The organism is Heliobacterium chlorum, assembly GCF_014502795.1.
Lineage (GTDB): Bacteria > Bacillota > Desulfitobacteriia > Heliobacteriales > Heliobacteriaceae > Heliobacterium > Heliobacterium chlorum.
Genome location: NZ_JACVHF010000001.1, coordinates 78,203 through 94,323 on the forward strand (window position 1 = coordinate 78,203; position 16,121 = coordinate 94,323).

General features: G+C 51.0%; 18 protein-coding genes. 7 read left to right on the plus strand and 11 right to left on the minus strand.

Annotated features, from left to right (window positions below; translation table 11 throughout):
- Positions 1 to 78: 78 nt before the first annotated feature.
- Positions 79 to 255: a hypothetical protein gene (locus H1S01_RS00360; protein ID WP_188038153.1), complete on the minus strand. Its 177-nt coding sequence runs from the start codon at positions 253 to 255 to the stop codon at positions 79 to 81.
- Between the two features lie 68 nt (positions 256 to 323).
- Positions 324 to 1,202, minus strand: a complete 879-nt coding sequence (locus H1S01_RS00365; protein WP_188038154.1) for a GerMN domain-containing protein — start codon at positions 1,200 to 1,202, stop codon at positions 324 to 326.
- Positions 1,203 to 1,315: 113 nt separating this feature from the next.
- Between H1S01_RS00365 and H1S01_RS00370 the strand changes: the two genes are divergently transcribed.
- The 3 genes from H1S01_RS00370 to H1S01_RS00380 all read left to right on the plus strand — a co-directional run bounded on the left by H1S01_RS00370 (position 1,316) and on the right by H1S01_RS00380 (position 4,777).
- The gene (locus H1S01_RS00370) at positions 1,316 to 2,092 is read left to right on the plus strand and encodes an epoxyqueuosine reductase (RefSeq protein WP_188038155.1); all 777 of its coding nucleotides are present in this window, start codon (positions 1,316 to 1,318) and stop codon (positions 2,090 to 2,092) included.
- Between the two features lie 72 nt (positions 2,093 to 2,164).
- Positions 2,165 to 3,460: a globin-coupled sensor protein gene (locus H1S01_RS00375; protein WP_188038156.1), complete on the plus strand. Its 1,296-nt coding sequence runs from the start codon at positions 2,165 to 2,167 to the stop codon at positions 3,458 to 3,460.
- A 93-nt stretch (positions 3,461 to 3,553) separates the two neighbouring features.
- Positions 3,554 to 4,777, plus strand: coding sequence for a CapA family protein (locus tag H1S01_RS00380; RefSeq protein ID WP_188038157.1), 1,224 nt, complete (start codon positions 3,554 to 3,556; stop codon positions 4,775 to 4,777).
- Here the strand turns inward: H1S01_RS00380 and H1S01_RS00385 are convergent.
- Both H1S01_RS00385 and H1S01_RS00390 read right to left on the minus strand, forming a co-directional pair.
- A complete protein-coding gene (locus H1S01_RS00385) occupies positions 4,774 to 5,709 on the minus strand; it encodes a hypothetical protein (protein ID WP_188038158.1) in 936 nt (311 codons plus the stop codon). The genes H1S01_RS00380 and H1S01_RS00385 overlap by 4 nt on opposite strands.
- Positions 5,710 to 5,741: 32 nt before the next feature.
- Positions 5,742 to 7,685, minus strand: a complete 1,944-nt coding sequence (locus H1S01_RS00390) for a M1 family metallopeptidase (RefSeq protein WP_188038159.1) — start codon at positions 7,683 to 7,685, stop codon at positions 5,742 to 5,744.
- Positions 7,686 to 7,844: 159 nt separating this feature from the next.
- On the opposite strand from H1S01_RS00390, the gene H1S01_RS21795 reads away from it, so the two are divergent.
- Together H1S01_RS21795 and H1S01_RS00395 are read left to right on the plus strand one after the other, a co-directional pair.
- Positions 7,845 to 7,967, plus strand: coding sequence for a hypothetical protein (locus tag H1S01_RS21795; RefSeq protein WP_268892036.1), 123 nt, complete (start codon positions 7,845 to 7,847; stop codon positions 7,965 to 7,967).
- Positions 7,968 to 8,189: 222 nt separating this feature from the next.
- Entirely contained in the window at positions 8,190 to 8,489 is a 300-nt protein-coding gene (locus H1S01_RS00395) for a hypothetical protein (RefSeq protein WP_155475724.1), read from the plus strand.
- Positions 8,490 to 8,826: 337 nt separating this feature from the next.
- On the opposite strand, the gene H1S01_RS00400 is transcribed toward H1S01_RS00395, so the two are convergent.
- Positions 8,827 to 9,051, minus strand: coding sequence for a hypothetical protein (locus H1S01_RS00400; RefSeq protein WP_188038160.1), 225 nt, complete (start codon positions 9,049 to 9,051; stop codon positions 8,827 to 8,829).
- A gap of 244 nt (positions 9,052 to 9,295) precedes the next feature.
- Between H1S01_RS00400 and H1S01_RS00405 the strand changes: the two genes are divergently transcribed.
- Positions 9,296 to 9,493 (plus strand): hypothetical protein, encoded by a 198-nt coding sequence (locus H1S01_RS00405; protein WP_188038161.1) that lies wholly within the window; start codon positions 9,296 to 9,298, stop codon positions 9,491 to 9,493.
- Between the two features lie 167 nt (positions 9,494 to 9,660).
- Here the strand turns inward: H1S01_RS00405 and H1S01_RS00410 are convergent, their stop codons facing one another.
- The 6 genes from H1S01_RS00410 to H1S01_RS00435 form a co-directional block, all read right to left on the minus strand.
- Positions 9,661 to 10,809, minus strand: a complete 1,149-nt coding sequence (locus H1S01_RS00410) for an ABC transporter permease (RefSeq protein WP_188038162.1) — start codon at positions 10,807 to 10,809, stop codon at positions 9,661 to 9,663.
- Positions 10,806 to 11,495 (minus strand): ABC transporter ATP-binding protein, encoded by a 690-nt coding sequence (locus tag H1S01_RS00415; protein ID WP_341478998.1) that lies wholly within the window; start codon positions 11,493 to 11,495, stop codon positions 10,806 to 10,808. The genes H1S01_RS00410 and H1S01_RS00415 overlap by 4 nt, the downstream gene beginning before the upstream one ends.
- Before the next feature lie 31 nt (positions 11,496 to 11,526).
- Positions 11,527 to 12,681, minus strand: a complete 1,155-nt coding sequence (locus tag H1S01_RS00420) for an FtsX-like permease family protein (RefSeq protein ID WP_188038163.1) — start codon at positions 12,679 to 12,681, stop codon at positions 11,527 to 11,529.
- Between the two features lie 63 nt (positions 12,682 to 12,744).
- A complete protein-coding gene (locus H1S01_RS00425) occupies positions 12,745 to 13,323 on the minus strand; it encodes a DUF2318 domain-containing protein (protein WP_188038164.1) in 579 nt (192 codons plus the stop codon).
- A 104-nt stretch (positions 13,324 to 13,427) separates the two neighbouring features.
- Complete coding sequence (locus H1S01_RS00430; protein ID WP_188038165.1) at positions 13,428 to 14,783, minus strand: sensor histidine kinase; 1,356 nt, start codon at positions 14,781 to 14,783, stop codon at positions 13,428 to 13,430.
- A complete protein-coding gene (locus H1S01_RS00435) occupies positions 14,780 to 15,487 on the minus strand; it encodes a response regulator transcription factor (RefSeq protein ID WP_188038166.1) in 708 nt (235 codons plus the stop codon). Before H1S01_RS00435 ends, H1S01_RS00430 begins: the two co-directional genes overlap by 4 nt.
- 103 nt (positions 15,488 to 15,590) lie before the next feature.
- Here H1S01_RS00435 and H1S01_RS00440 point away from each other — a divergent pair, with 103 nt between their 5' ends.
- Entirely contained in the window at positions 15,591 to 16,049 is a 459-nt protein-coding gene (locus H1S01_RS00440; protein WP_188038167.1) for a hypothetical protein, read from the plus strand.
- Positions 16,050 to 16,121 lie beyond the last annotated feature (72 nt).

Here is a 16,121-nt window from a genome sequence, read left to right on the forward strand (position 1 = left end):
AATCACAATGATATTTTTTGAAAATTCAATAAACATTGCGTCTATAAAAGGCTGCCGAAAACCGGCAGCCTAAAACGATTATTCTTGCTCCAGCAGCGGTACGGCGCCAGGTTCGCGCTCCGGTGCCACTGTCCGTTTGCGTGGAGCTTTTACACCGGGAGCGATCTCACCGGGACGTCCGTATTTCTGGTATAGCTGCTCGAGAGACTCTCGATCCAAACGATATGTGTGTAATCCTTTCGGTTTATCGGCCATGATCAGTCCTCCTCTTCAGGCTTATTTTCTCCTGTGATGGAGGTGATCATTCTTCCACTATTACAAGTTTATGGTTCGACAGGGGCTGATGTCACGGAGCGGATCGCCCAAAAAGACTTTCCGCCTGTACCGGTCGGCTGAAACAACTCGACAAGGAAATCGAGCTTACCGTGGCGAACTTTTACTTTAGCGACACCCTGGTTGGCCGCAGAATCGTTCCGGCTGATGAGCCCAAAGCTATCCTTATCCGGCAGAAAGCCGAGAGCGATTCCATCTAACCGTGTTACTTCGACAGGATCTAGGCGCCAGGTTTGAAGTCCCCGATCCACTTCCCGTTGAATCTGACCGACATTGGCCGGAGTTGGGATGGGTCCTTCGCGAACGGTCAATTCGTCAAAATAGTTCAAAGGTCCGGAGACGTCCACGTGACCGGCCAGCGTTTCCACACTTTTCCCGTCAACGGTGAGTTTAACACTTGTATAGCCCATGGAACAAAAACTGTTGACGATAGAGCCGACCAACATGGCTTCTCCCGTGGAACCTGTATTCAATTGAGTGATTTCTTTCGATAAATCCAGTTCCAAAGTGCGATTATGGATTGTTGCTTTGTTCAACTTCAGGGCAGCGGGCACGATGCGGCTTAACTGATCGTTTTTGGGGCCTTCTACCAGCATGGAAAAGAGTTGCTTGATTTTTTCTTCCTCGCTGCCGTTTAGGGCTCGTTCCACAGGTACCAGCCGATAATACTCTTTATCAGGGAAAAACACTTGTACCGTCTGCTCGGTGGCAGCACTGGCTTTATTGACGCCGAGGTTCGAATCGATCGGGGCGGACTCACCAGGGGTGGGGGGCGATGGTTGGGACAGACTGCATCCGTGCAGCATCAGGGACAGGGCGATGATCACGATGCCCCAGTGATGACGGTAGCCGTTACATATTTTATCCAATAGCCTTGCCTCCTTCCGAATGGTGCGACTTGTTCGATCAATTCGATAAACGAGTGAAATATTCCTGCATGGTTAATTAATGGGAGAACTTTTGAAAGGGGACAGCCCTTCCGATGACGAATACAATCATGGCGAGTCTATGGCAGACTTGTACAACTTTTATGGAAGCACAGCCCTTAACCTACCGCCAACCCATTCTCGGCGCAGTCCCCCTAGACAACCCTCGGGTAAAACGCTGGCTTGAGGCTCATTCGGAACAGGTGAAACCGGACGAATGCCTGCCGGGGGCCCGCAGCATCGTAGCCTTCTTTGTTCCTTTTTCCAAGGAAATGGCCTTCGCAAACCGGACGGCTTCCTATCCGACAGAAGCATGGGCCGAAGACTATGTAAGGACGAACAAACTGCTGGCTGAGACGACCACGGCGATGATCGATCAATTGGCCCACATGGGCGTTCGGGCGATGACAGCAAAGCCAACCCATAACTTTGACGAAAAGACGCTCCTTTCTTTTTGGTCTCATAAGCATATGGCCTGGGCATGTGGATTAGGTGAATTTGGCCGCCATCATATGGTGATCACACCGGCTGGTGTGGCAGGGCGGTTTGCCTCCCTCATCGTCGATTGTGTGCTAAACGACGGCCCCGGTATTTGGGATCCTCAAAAGGAAGCCTTCGGTCCACCGGCCCCTAAACTTTGCCGGGAAGATGCCGGTTGTCGTGCCTGTGAACGATCTTGTCCTACCGGTGCCTTGACCACTCGTCCCTTTGATCGACATAAATGTTATGATTTTTTGCTGGAAGTGGACCGTACCTATCATCACTTGCCTTTGTCCGATGTCTGCGGCTTTTGTGCCTGTGCCGGACCTTGTGCGGTAATCGAAAATCGGTAACAAACGACCTTCCATGGGCATGGAAGCTCATGTATAATTACAGTAGTTGACTGGAGATAGGGAGGAAAAGCAATGTTTTTCGGTAAAAATTCCTCAGCACCGCCTGTACAAGTCTCATCCAATATGTCTATCCATGTATCTGGCGAAGAAACCAGGTTAGCGCAAAAATTATTAAACCTCAGTACTCGCGACTTGGCATTGCTCGCGGAGCTGCGGCCGGTCCTTGAGCCGCGCTTGGACGAGATAGCGAACAATTTTTATAAACAGATTCTGGCCAACCCCCAGTTGAAAACGTTTATTGAACAACATTCTACGGTAGACAAACTGCGCGGTACTTTTAAGGGATATTTAAAAAGCCTGTTGACATCGACTGTTGATGACAAGTATATCGATGGTCGTGTCCATATCGGCCAAGTACATAACCGGATTAAGCTGCCGCCATACTGGTATATGGCTGCCTATCAGGCCTTGTTCAACGCGATCCTCCCCATTCTGGAAGAAGTCAAGGATAAAAGCCGTGCCCTCGAAATCAATACGGCTCTACAGCGCTTGACCAACTTGGATCAGCAGACGGTCATGTCTGCCTATATCAACGATTATATGCAGGAAATCGATAAGAAAGCGGAACTGGAAGGCGCTTTGAATGATATCCAGCAGCTCCAGGACCGTGTCAACGACTCAAGTCAAACCTTGGCTGCGACGGCTGAGCAGACGGCCGCATCGGCTGCCGAAATGGCTTCAGCAGCCCAGCGTATTGCTCATAACGCGGTACAGGCTACCCAATTCGCCAGTCAGGTAAACACGTTAGCCGACAGCGGTGAGAAGAAGATTCAACAGACCGGTCGTGCCATTGAGAATCTCGGCGATTTGATTCAAGGGATGCAGGACAAGATCAAAGCCCTTGATGAGAGCTCCGAAAAAATCGAGTCCATCGCCGGTGTCATTCAGGGGATCGCTACCCAGACAAACCTCCTCTCGCTGAATGCGGCCATTGAGGCGGCTCGAGCCGGAGAATCTGGCCGCGGTTTCACTGTTGTGGCCAACGAAGTGAAAAAACTAGCTGGTTTCTCCGAGCAGTCGGTCCAGGAAATCGCCGAGATGATTCAGCTTTCCCGCCAGCATACGCTGGAAGTTTCCCAAGCGATGGTTCAGACGAGCAAGGCGATGGAATCGGCTTCTCAACAGGCACAGGAAGTCGTACGTAGCTTTGGTGACATCATCAAAGCGATCGATAATAACCAAGAGAAAATCAAATCGATCGCCACAGAGATCGAGAGCCTAACCACCACATCCAAACAGATCGAAGAAGCATCGGACGAAGTGGCCCGGTCCGCCGAGGCACTCTCCGTCATGGCCATCAATCAGTAAACGAAGAAGTACTGTTATCTACGAAAAAGCCACGGACTTTGCTCACAGGCAAAGGCGTGGCTTTTTCTTGCTTATCCAGAGGGGGGCATAGGTGTGAGAAAAATTAAGATGTTTGTCTCTTTGCTGGTACTACCCCTGTTCCTTACTGGTTGCAACCCCTACAATCTCACCACACCGCAGGCGATTGAAGCTGTAAGCCGAGCGGGAAACAGCGAGACAGACGCTTCCAAAGTTGAAAAAGGACATGCGATAGAGCCACCTCGAACGGCGGAGATCCTCCTCGCCGCAACGGGCGACGTTCTCATCCATGATTCGATGATCCTAGCCGGTCAGGAAGACCGAGGGTACAGCTATGAACACTTTTTCACACAGGTCAAACCCTACATTGAAAAAGCCGATATCGCTATCGCCGATTTTGAGGGAACCATGGCCGGCCCGGACAAAGGATTCTCAGGATATCCTCTTTTTAACTGCCCTGCTGAGATGGCACAAGCCTTAGCCGATACCGGCTTTGATCTCATCACCATCGCGGGAAATCATATTCTCGACAAAGGGACTGATGGACTGAACAGGACGGTCAGCAATATCGAGCAAGCGGGCATGACCCCTGTCGGCGCCTATCGGAATGCAGAAGAACGAAAGAAAGTGACTGTAAAAGAGAACAAAGGTGTGAAAATCGCCTTTTTGGCCTATACATACGGCACGAACGGTATACCCGTTCCCAAAGACAAGCCTTATCTGGTCAACTTGCTTGACGAAGCGGCCATGGTCAAAGATGTGACGGAAGCGAAAGCCCTAGGTGCCGATTTTGTCATTGCCTCTTTGCACATGGGCGAAGAATATCAGCGGGAACCGGAGGACGGACAAAAAAGATGGGTCCAAAAAGCGTTTGCATCAGGTGTCGATGTGGTCTTGGCAAGCCATCCCCATGTGCTGCAGCCTTTCGAAAAACATGTCGTCAACGGAAAAGAGCGCTTTGTCATCTACTCGCTGGGAAACTTCATCTCCGCGCAGAAAGGCCGCTATCGAGATGCCGGTGCCATCGTCTACGTTCCTTTGAAAAAACGGGTCGACGGTGGAAACAGCCGCAGCGAAATCGGCGATGTCCGTTATGTACCGCTTTGGACAGATCGGTATTCACGTCGGGGCCGGCAAGATTACCGCGTTTTACCGATCGGCGATGCCCTGAAAAAGGGACGGGAGAATGAAGATCCGCTGCTGACTGCCGACGATATTTCCAAACTACAAGAAGCTTGGAGCGATACGACTTCTCACCTGGGTCAGGGCTATGTTAAATCGGTCGCTGAAGTGCCTTAAAGACGAAGATCGACCTGCCGGACGGTGGTGATCAACGCCGCAATTCGGGTGAAGAACAGGATCAAGATGATGGCTTGTTGGAGAAAGAGGGCTGTAAAAATCCCCTTTATTCCCGCAGCGGGATAGCGATCCAGTACTTCCGTGATGACGAAAAGCAACGCCATGCTGAAGCCGTATAAGATGATTCGAGGTACGAGCAACGGCGCCAGTTGGCGAATCATCTGCGGAACCGTTTGCATCAGCAGGGTTATGGTGGGTTTTCCCTGTTCAGAAGGATGAAATATCATCTGCCAACGGGTTAAATCTCCGATCAAGGAGATCAGCGAAGCCAGAAAAAGAACGACGAGGATAAAATCAACGGCGATGATCGTAGCTTGCACCGGTCCCCAAGACTTTTCGTCGAAAAGATTCGACGTGTATGAATAAAGCTGCCATAAACCGAGCCAGAGCGGTGTGAGCCAAAGGGCAATGCGGAAGCTCGCCGGGCCGTACTGGCCGATGCCGCGAAAGAAGGCTGACCACAAGCGTACCGAGCGACCCGTCGAGGTCAAGCGGGAGCGAAGGGTATTCCAGAGGCCAGCTTGCCAGAAAGGTTGGAGCGCTATATAGAGGATCAAGGGAAGCGAGATCAGTGAGCGGCGCAGGGAACCAGCAGCAGTCGTGGTGAACGGAAGCATCAGATCGTGAAAGAGGGAGATGCTCATCGCCTCCCAGTCTTGAGGACGGCTGCCCCCGAGAAGGGATGGGTCGGTCGTCACTGAAAGGGCATAGGGATCGGGGAGCGTGTTGTAGAGATAGAGGAACAGCGGGAGTAACAAGGGAATCAGGACTAAGGTATTGAGCAGCCAGAGGATCAAAACGACCGGCCAAAAAGAGAAAGACTGCCGGGCGCCGGTCCAAGCCCGAGACCAAAAAGAGACCAGGACAATCACCTCCTGGTCTCATCCTATGGCTGGGCTGCCTGTTAGATTCCCGCCGACAGCAATGCCTGATAGGCTGCCGCCACAAAGAGGGTCCAGCGAAGAGCAGGCCAGATGCTCTTTTCACGGGTCCAGAGATTGTTCAACCGGTTCGTATCGAGCAGGTGACGCTCATGGGGGTCGACCTGCACCGTCATCACGGGGCTGTCTCCAGGTACGGTCAGTTCAGTATATCGTTCTGTTCCCTCGCAGTGAAATTCATGACTTTGTCCATTGCTGTCGGTCGCGATAACCTCGACAGGAGCTGTCAGTTCACCGCGGCACTCCAGGCGGATTTGCCAAGCCGGACCGGTCGGGGTCTCCACCGGTCGTACATCGCCGACGGCATAATCCATCGAAGCGGGGCGTGATATCCATTCACGGAAATGATTCATGGTGGGCTCTCCGGCTTTTTCCTGTATGACCTGCAAGAAATCTCTGGTTCCGGGGTGCCGGAAGGCCCAGCGTTTGAAATAGGTGGAGAGGATGTCCTGCATTTTTTCTTCCCCAACGGTGCGCTCCAAGGTATAGAGTGAAAGAGCCGTCCGGTAGTAGACCGATGCAGCGTAGGAACGTTCCGAGGCAAACTCCCAGGCCGGTAGATTGATGGGATCCAGTACGGTAGAGCCTAAAACGGTGCGGTAATCACCGGGTGCGTCATCCTGAAGGGGCGTAGAAAAGAGAGGAAAGCCTAAGAATTTGAAGGGGATGCGGGTATCGGGATAGAGCTCGGCAAGGATCTTTCCTTCCGAATAGGTTGTTAAGCCTTCATCCAGCCAGGGTTCCTCAAACTCATTCGTTGCGACGAGGCCGTACCAGTATTGATGGGCTGTCTCGTGTACTAAAACTCGTTCCGGATCGGATGAACGCTCACCGGGAAAATTGGGGGTCCCGCCCGTGATTAACGTGGGGTATTCCATGCCGCCGGCTCCTGGTGCGTCAGCCGGCGGATCGATCACCGTCAGGGTTCGGTAGGGGTAAGGCCCATTTGAGGTGCATAATTGCTCTAATGCACCGGCGACGGCCTTCAACTGACGCTCTGCCAAAGGCAGGTGTTCCGGTTGACTGAAAAGCCGAATTTCCACAGGTGCCGTGTCTTTCGGTTCGATGGTGCAGGTTTGCGTGACAAAGCGAGGATCGGCAGCCCAGGCGAAGTCATGGACCCAGGACTGGACAAAGTGCAGCCGCTTGTGCTCACCTTCCACCACAGGCGGATCCACTTCACAGCCGGTGGCCCCGACCACATAGGCCTTCGGGAGAGTGATCTTCACGTCATAATTGGCGAAATCGGCATAAAACTCGCTGTTGGCGTGAAACTGGTGCAGGTTGAAACCTTCTTGTTCCCGCCCTCGCTGCCACTGGCGTTCATAGGCGGCTAGTTTCGGGTACCACTGCCCAGCCATGACAAAGGGATCGGCTACACCGGAGCGGGCAAAAACGTCAGGCAGTAAAGTTTGAAAGGTCACTTTCATATGCAATACTTCACCGAGGCGCAATGGACGAGGCAGATCGACCGTAGCCAGGGTACGGTCATGGGGATTCTTATCGTCAGGCTGAATGAAACGTAATGTAGCTGTCAGGTCCCGGCTGTTGGTGCCGGAAATGTAAGTGATTTGAGTCAGATCCATCTTCCCGGGTTTGTTGACATCCCCTTGCACCCCGCGGTGCTGACCCGATGACTCGTTAAAAAAGGTGGAGCCCGGTTGAAAAGCGTTTGGATATAGATGAAGGGCGATCTGCGACAGAGGCAGTGTACCGCCGTATTTCCAGGTAATCTCGACTTGACCGTCGATCGTCTGCGTAGTTGGCTCATAACGGCATTCAATCTGATAGTTTAAAGGCGGAGAAATGGCGGGGACAGAAAGAGGTTCTCCCTGGGCCATTGGCAGATTGACCGCATAAGCGAGGAAAACTGACAAAGCGAAAGTCATCCATCTGTAGCGCGACATCCTATCAACTCCTTGTCCCTCATAGGATGCCTGAAGGTTGGATAGAAAATCCCGAGGGACGAAGGAATCCCAGACCCTTGACCGATTCCCATGGTGCTAAGGCTGTCATTCTCCGCATAGGGTGTGGAAAGAGGGGGGTTATGTGAGGGGGAGACGACGGTGGGAAATCCGCTCGACGGCACCATTTTTGAATTTCTACGGGCTGGTTGGTGGTGTTTGCACATTCCCGTCATGATGATCACGTTTTATCTCGGCCATCGCTACTGGCCTAAAAAACCATGAGATGTCCATGTTTCATCTTTCTATCGATTGGACAGACTGATAGAGGATTCAGAGCCTGGTGGATCCACCCGCTCTTTTCTTAAATATGGCGAACTCGGCTCGATGCCGGGTGCTTTTTTTATTGCCTGAAAATATTTCCAAAAACTGTAACCCCAAGCCAATCTCTTTAATAAGATAATTTAGGCAACAGCCAATTTCTTATTATCGGGAGGCAGCGTGAGTATGGATTTGAACAACTTAAAAGAAGTTCTTAACCAATTCATGAATCAGGGGAATTTAAATCTCCCCATCGGTGCGGACCAGGAAAAACAGGTCAAGGGCTTCATGGATAAGATCAAGAAACGGCAAGGTCTTAGCGATGCTGATCGGTCCCAAGCAGTGCAACTGGTCGGGCAGTTTGCCAAACATTTAGGACCTGAGCAGAGCAAACAGATCAAGGGTATGTTGGATCAATTGATGAAGACGCAAAAAGTGTCCGATAAGGACAAAAAAGCACTCGATCAAATCAAGAAAATGCTCTAATTAGGCTCCCCTTGCATGGCAAGGGGTTTTATTCTTTTCTTATTCTTTCCTAAGCAGGAATTTGCATTCAAGCAACGAATATCACATTCACATAGGTTGCAGCATAGGGTGAATCCGATTCATCCGCAAGGATGGGAGGTGAACCCATTGATTGCTTTTATCCTGTCGAAGGGGCCTCTATGAAAGTTCTCTTATTGCTCACCCTGGTCTGTGTTGTTACGGATTTTTTGGTCGGCTTACTTGTATCCAACGAAGATGCATGAGGTGACAGCGTTGAAGGACATAAAGAAAAACACCTCTTTTACCGTTTTTAAGAGATGGTAGAAGAGGTGTTTTATTATTCTCGGGTATACTGACTGTTGCCCAGTACGGCGATGATGATGATCAAGAGCGCCAGGGAGATAAGCTGGTTCATGCGTGCCGAATAGCTATGTTTATATTTTTTTCTACCGCTTTTTCTCCTATCGATGGCTAAGATACCGGGAAGAAAGGCGGCTAGAACGACTAAGGTTAAAAGAAGTCCCGAGAGAGTGCGAAAGTCTCGGCTCATCGTCAATTCCATAGCATCACATCTTTCATCGATTCCGTTTCCTCTATATCAAGGTATGCTGTCTCTGCGTCGAAGGTGAGTTTGAGTTGTCGACATGTGCCAGAGTCAAAAACAGAAGTCAGTTCAGATGGTTACCTATCGTGATGATTGTGGCTGTGTTATTATCAACTTGCTTTGGTTACCATGAAGAGCGACGATGTAGCACCAAGTTCATGATATTTAATTTACGGCTTGTTATACAGAAAGGATGAGAACATTGGGAACTCTGAAAGAACAGGTATACCAGATCATTCAAGAGCAAAGAGAGACGACGATGGATCAAATCATCGTGCAAATGTTTGGCGGCAGCCTGATTTCGGCAGGACAAATGGCTCAACTGGACGAAGCGGTCAGCAAATTGATCGATGAGGGGAAGATCACCCGGACACTGCTGGGAATTCAGATTCAACAGTAAAACAACACTTAATCAATAGTAATGCTACCAAAAGAAAAAGCCCTTGTACGGACTTTAGAGCAGGTCCGACAAGGGCTTTTTTTGGCCCGTCACATCACATAGTACTGAGTTTTCGCTTTACTCCCCATGAGACGTCGCTTGCGAAACCGATAGTCCTTTTATCCCAATCACATCTGCCGAAAAGCCTCTACCGGATCGAGTTTCGATGCCCGGGAAGCAGGCCAGAGGCCGGAGACGAGAGCCAGCAACATAGCTGCTGTGACTCCGAAAAGGACAGATGACACCGGAAAAGATAGGGAAAGATCTTCACTACCAACCCAGGGCAATAAGAAAAAGGCCAGACCGAAACCAAGGAGAGCGCCAACTAAAGCCCCGATTCCAGCGAGGACCATACCTTCCCCTAAAATGATTCTTTTTACCGACCTCTGAGAAAAGCCGAGCACATGGTAAATCCCCATTTCGGACTTTCGTTCTGCCACAGAGTTGGCAGTGGTCACAAAGAGCAGCAGTGAGGAAATCGTCATCACCATCAAACCCACCAAAAAGGTAAAGCGGCGCAGGCTCCCGGCCAGCTCTAGACGAGACGACTGGGCGTCGGCAGCTTTGCTAACGGTAACGGTTGGTCCGAGCAACTCTTGAACCGTTTGTACGTTATTCGTCTCTGTTTGACCCGGTGGAACCTCGATGAAGGTGAGTACATCTTCTTTCCCGAGTACCTCTTGCAGCCGCCGCAAATCGATAAACAGCAGTTGATCTTCCGGCCCGCCGGTCTCCTGCAGCGTTGCTGAAACTGTGCCCGGAAGGATTGAACCGGAAGGAAGTTTTAGGGCAAGGCTTTTGCCAGGCTTTAGTCCGAGGATTTCTGCGGCCTTCGATCCAGCTAGGAAATCGCCCGGTTGGGGAAGAGCGCCCCTCAAGGTCCATGTCGCTTTATACTTCATTTCGTCGTCCAGGCGAGCGCCTGTTAAAAGCACTTTTTTCCCCGCCACCTGTCCGGTAGTCACCAGTTTAGGGAGGACCGCTCCTAATACTTGCATTTTTTCGACGATATCCGCCGGTAGATAGGTTTCCTTCACTGCAATATCAGGAGCGATCGTGACACCGGCAAAGGAGAAGGACACCTGCTCCCGCTTTGGAGTGATGAAAAGGGGCTGTCCCGAACGGGCGGCTATAGATGAGGCAGCTTCGGTCGCACTATCCGATAAGGTGACTAAAGAGAAAAAGGTGGTCCAGCAGAGAATAAACCCGAGCAGGATGGGGAGCGCTTTTCCGCCTCTTCGGACGATAGAGAGGAAAATCAGACGAATAATCGTCATGGGCTTATCTCCTCCACCTTCTGCAAGCGACCGTCTTTTAGATAGGCTGCCTGAGAAACGTAGCGCAAGTAATCGAGGTTATGAGTGACCATGATGATAGTCAGCCCATCTCGGTGTAGTTCTTGAAAAAGTTCCATGATTTGTTCGCCCATTTGACTATCCAAAGCCCCTGTCGGTTCGTCAGCGAGGATGAGCGGAGGTTTGTTTACGATAGCCCGGGCGATGGCCACCCGTTCCTGTTCACCGCCGGAAAGCTGATGGGGAAGACGATGCTCTTTTCCGGCGAGGCCGACTCGCTCCAACAATGCGATAGCCCTTCGCCGCTGTTCCTGAACCGCCATTTTCTTGACGGCCAGGGGAAGCATCACATTTTCCAAAGCGGTCAGGTAGGGCATGAGGTGAAACTGCTGAAAGACAAAGCCGATATATTCCCGGCGAAAATCGGCCATCTTTTCACCGGAAAGGCCATACACATCGATATCGTCGATCCACAGCGTACCTCTGTCCGGTCGATTTAGACCACCCAAAAGGGTCAATAAGGTAGTCTTGCCTGAGCCGGATGGTCCGACCAAGGCGAGAAAAGATCTCTCTGGGACGGACAAATTGATTTCCTGCAAGGCCGTCACCTTGTTTTCGCCAAGGCCGTAACCTTTACTGATTTGATCCGTTTTCACCAACACACTCACGGTAACTCCCCTCTCCCTTGACGAAAAGCCCTTACAACATTCGCATCGCCTCGACCGGATCTTTGCTTGCGCCGCGCCAAGCGGGCATGAGAGAAGCGATCAAGCCCAGGAGAACCGTGATGCCGACCGATAGGAGGGCTTCCTTGCCGTTCCAAGGGACCGTCACTTCCATCTGAACGATGATAGGCGCTGCCCAGCGAGACAAGGAGAGGCCAGCCAGATATCCTGCCGCTCCTGCCGGAATCGTAAGCAAAACGACCTCGCTTAAGAGCATTTGCATCAAATGACTTTTGCGAAAACCAATAGAACGAAGAATGCCTAACTCCTTTGTCCGTTCTCTCATCGTGGACGATACCAGCAAAAAGACAAGGAGCATACCGGCAATAGTCGTGACCGCGCCAACGACTAGGCTTAAAGTGGTAAAACGGTCTACGATCCCTTCCCGGGCCACCAGGGTTTCCTTTAAGGCGGTCACCTGGCTGCCAGGGAGAACCGTGCCGATCTGGGCCGTAATATCATCAATAGGACAGGTGCTGCAGAGGGCGCTCACTTCGATGAAGGACAGCTTCCCTTGCATCTGCAGCAAATCTTGGGCTTGCTTCCAATCCATAAACAACAGGTTGTCCTCGTCACTCCCTGTCGGTACCAACTGTCCGGAAATGCGAAACGTTTTACCGTTCAAATCGATGGACTGACCGGTGTGCCATCCCTTTTCTGCAGCCAATTTTTCACCGATGAGGATGTCGGCACCTCCACGGGGCTGATCTCCGGTGATTTTCCACCACTTCTTCATCTTGAGTTCATCGGCGAAAGAAACACCGACCACAGTCACCGGTTGACCGTCGGAGGTGATATGGCCCAAGACCTTGGGCGCTACCCGGGCGATACTTTCCGCATTCGCGATGGTTCGGATTTTTTGAAGGGCTTCATCCTGTAAGAGAGTATCCTTTTGGGATGGCGCCAGAGATATGCCGCCGTAGTTGAGGGATAATTCCTCTTGTGTCGGGATGATGCTGATGTTCGCTCCGATCTGATCGAAAGAGTCGGCCACTTCCTCACGCATCGCCTTGGACGCTGAAAAAAGGGCGACGGAAATAGATGTGGCCAAGAAAAGGCCGACCGTTAGAATGATTGCTTTTCTCCAACGTCGCTTTAAGCTGCTGCCGATGATATCCCATAAGGTCACTGCCAGACCTCCTCGTGCGAGTGGATATGAAAAAGGGCAGGTCATGCCTGCCTTGTTCCTCTACTAGATTCTTGGTTTCCAGTTTGATACGGTCTGGGCATCAAGGACTAGATTATTTCCTTCGACAGTATAAGAAAGCTGATCAGGCGGGTAAGTTTGACAACCGCCGGAAAGTCCTTTCAGCGTATCCGGATCCCAGCGGGTATCACAAGCGTTGCAGGCCAGTTGTTTCCCTTTGATCGTAAAAGTGGTGCTTTCACAAGGTTCACACATGCTGACGGCTGCGACGACCTGTCCGCTCGGTGCGACATAAGCCATGATAGGGATCGTCTTGTTGCCACTTTTGAACTCCGTCCGGATCATGCTTTTACTTTTCACTTCGTCGAGAGGCACCACGATTTTACCGTCATTGGCGCTGACCGGAGGCAGTTTCGCCATGGCGATCATCTTACCGGTGTAATCGACTTTAGATCCAACGTTATAGCTGGTCTTGCTGTCGTGATTGCTGGAACTGGTAGAGGTATTCCAGAAACCGTAGGCAGCCACAGCGATGGCGACGATACCGATCACAGCGCCAACGATGAACTTGCCAGATGAAGATTTTTGTTGAAACTGTGCTTTCTTTTCCTCGCGAGTAGTCATGAGACGCCCCCTATACCTGTTGGTAATCAATTCTTATTCTCCGCCGGTATTTAGACACCGGCAGGATTGCGATGGTCTAATTTTACCGGACAGATTTGAAGAAGTTATGAAGATAGGGGAAGGGAAAAGACAACCGTCGTTCCTCGCGATGATGTGTCTGATATGGAGACATCTCCACCATGGGCGATAGCGATCGCTTTAACCAGGGCCAATCCGATACCGGATCCCCCTTTTAAGCGGGTTCTAGACTTGTCCCCCCGGTAAAACCGTTCAAATACAAAGGGAATATCGGCCGGAGCGATGCCGGTACCTGTATCCGAGACAGAGAGACGGGCCGACCCAAGCCCTTCTGCAGGCTCTTCCCGGCTCAAGGACACTTGAATACTTCCCTGTGGCCGGTTATATTTAATGGCATTTTCGAGCAAGTTTACGACCAGTTGGGTTAGCCGCCGCTCATCACCGTTTACCATTAAACCGTCTGCACTTTCTACGGTAAATAGCAAGCCCTTCTCGGCTATCTTCGGACGCAGACTTTCACAAATTCCCTTGACGAGGCGGCCAAAGTCGAGGGGCTGAAAATCGTAGGTCAAACCTACCTCAGCCGTGGCCAGCGATTCCAGATCGCTGACGAGATTTTTCAATCGCAGTGTCTCCCGGTAACAGGCGTCTAACAAATCGGGCGTAGGCGACCAGACTCCGTCACGGAACGCTTCTAAGTATCCCTGCAGCGTCGATATGGGGGTGCGAAGCTCATGGGCCACGTCCGCTGTTAAAGTCTTCCGCAGAGATTCCTGGTGCCGAAGGGACTCGGCGAGGTGGTTCATCGCCAGGCCCAAATCGCCGATCTCGTCTTTGCGATCGATAGTGACTTGGGACGAAAGATCTCCTGAGCGCAGTTGCAGGGCGACCTGGCGCATTTGAATCAAGGGAACAACCAGGTAGCGTCCGACGATCATACTGATGAAAAAGGCGAGAAGACCTGTCGCCGACGTAGCCAGCCAGAAGGTCTCATTGAGTTGGCCCATAAAGGTCATTTCCTGATCGGTCAGCGTGAGTTCCGCCTCCGGATAGAGCAAGTAAAGCGTCCCGAGGTAGTCGTTACCTGCATAAAGAGACGTGGAGTGATAATTCCAGGTCGTCTTTTCTGTGGATGGACCATGGGACATGGGAACAGGGCTTTCCCACAACAGCTCGCCTGCGGGAGACTCCAGCCGGAGTTGATAACCTTCCATCATCACTTGGTGGCCGTAGAAGGTTAAGGAACCTTTGGAGATAGCTCCTGTTTGTGTATATTCGGCGATCAGATTATTCGCAATCTGCTGGTAGTAGGCATAATGGCGTTGGTGTACATAATGTTCAAAGTTCCGCTGGACCGACCAGTTGGAAATGAGAACGGCCACGATGATGGCGGCGACAGCCACCCCGGTAAAGGCAAGTCCTAGTTTGGTCTGCAGTCTCATTTTTCTACACCGAACTTGTATCCCGTTCCGAAGACAGTCAAAATATAGCGAGGCTGTTTTGGCTGGTCTTCGATTTTTTGCCGTAAATTCTTGATGTGGGCATCAATGGTGCGGTCGTAACCATCAAAATCGTGCCCAAGAGCCTGCTCAATCAATTGAGCCCGAGTGTAGGTGACACCGGGATGTTTCGCTAAGGTGACAAGCAGGCGGAATTCGATGGCTGTCAGGGGAATCATAGCCTTGTCCTTCAGCACTTCCTGTTTCGTCACCTTGATCACCAAACGATCGGCCTCGAAGCCCATCTCCTCCATCAGCGGCGCCCCATGAGTTTGGCTTCTTCGCAGCAGAGCTCGAACCCGGGCGACGACCTCTTTTGGACTGAAGGGCTTTGTCACATAATCATCGGCACCTAAGGAAAGGCCTTCGATGACATGCTGCTCTCCCGCCTTGGCAGTGAGCATGAGGATAGGGATATTGCTTTCCCGCCGGACCTGCCGGCAGATCTCCTCGCCGCTCATATCGGGCAGCATCCGGTCTAAGATGATTAAATCGGGCTTCCACTGATAAAATTCCTGTAGACCCACCATGCCGTTTGCTGCTTCTTTGACGTGATACCCTTCTTGTTGAAGATAAGCATGAATCAATTTCAACAAGTTTAGTTCGTCATCGACGACGAGAATGCGTATGTTTTCATTTGTTAACATAGGCGCCACTCCTGTAAGGAAAAATTTTGTCGTCTGTTTATCACCAGGAACGTGGTAAAATAAACTATATGCGTTTAGAAAGCTAGAGCGGAGGAGGTAGGCCATGAGAATCACTAAAGATAGATATAAAATGTATCTCTTTGGCTTGGCTCTCCTGATCGCCTTCGTCTTCATGGTCGGCGTGCCTATCTGGGGCGGTGAAGTGGCGACTCTTTCCCGAGCGGACCAAGCCGTTACCGTTGCACCATCATCGCATTGGCTCTTCGGTCATGGATCAGAGTTGCCTGCCGACTTATTTACTATCGCTCCTGACTTACGCTTTTACGAGCATGATTTGCTTAATTTTATATCCATACTAGTTCTATGCTTATTCCTGAAGCAATCGACGATACACCGAATTATCCTATGGTACATCCGCAAAAGCTTGTTAAGACCCAAAATACTACAAGCAGATACAAAAAGTAAAGTAACCACTTGGCGGTATTTGAATGTTCGAAAGGTGGTTACATCGAATGGTTATGGTTTTTCATGTTGTCAAAGTTGCCCGGCAAGGGCTTGTTGAAAACCGGAAGAAATTAAAAAATTCCTCTCTAAAAAAGAAACCGAGTGATGCGTTTCAGAGAGGAGGAATAAA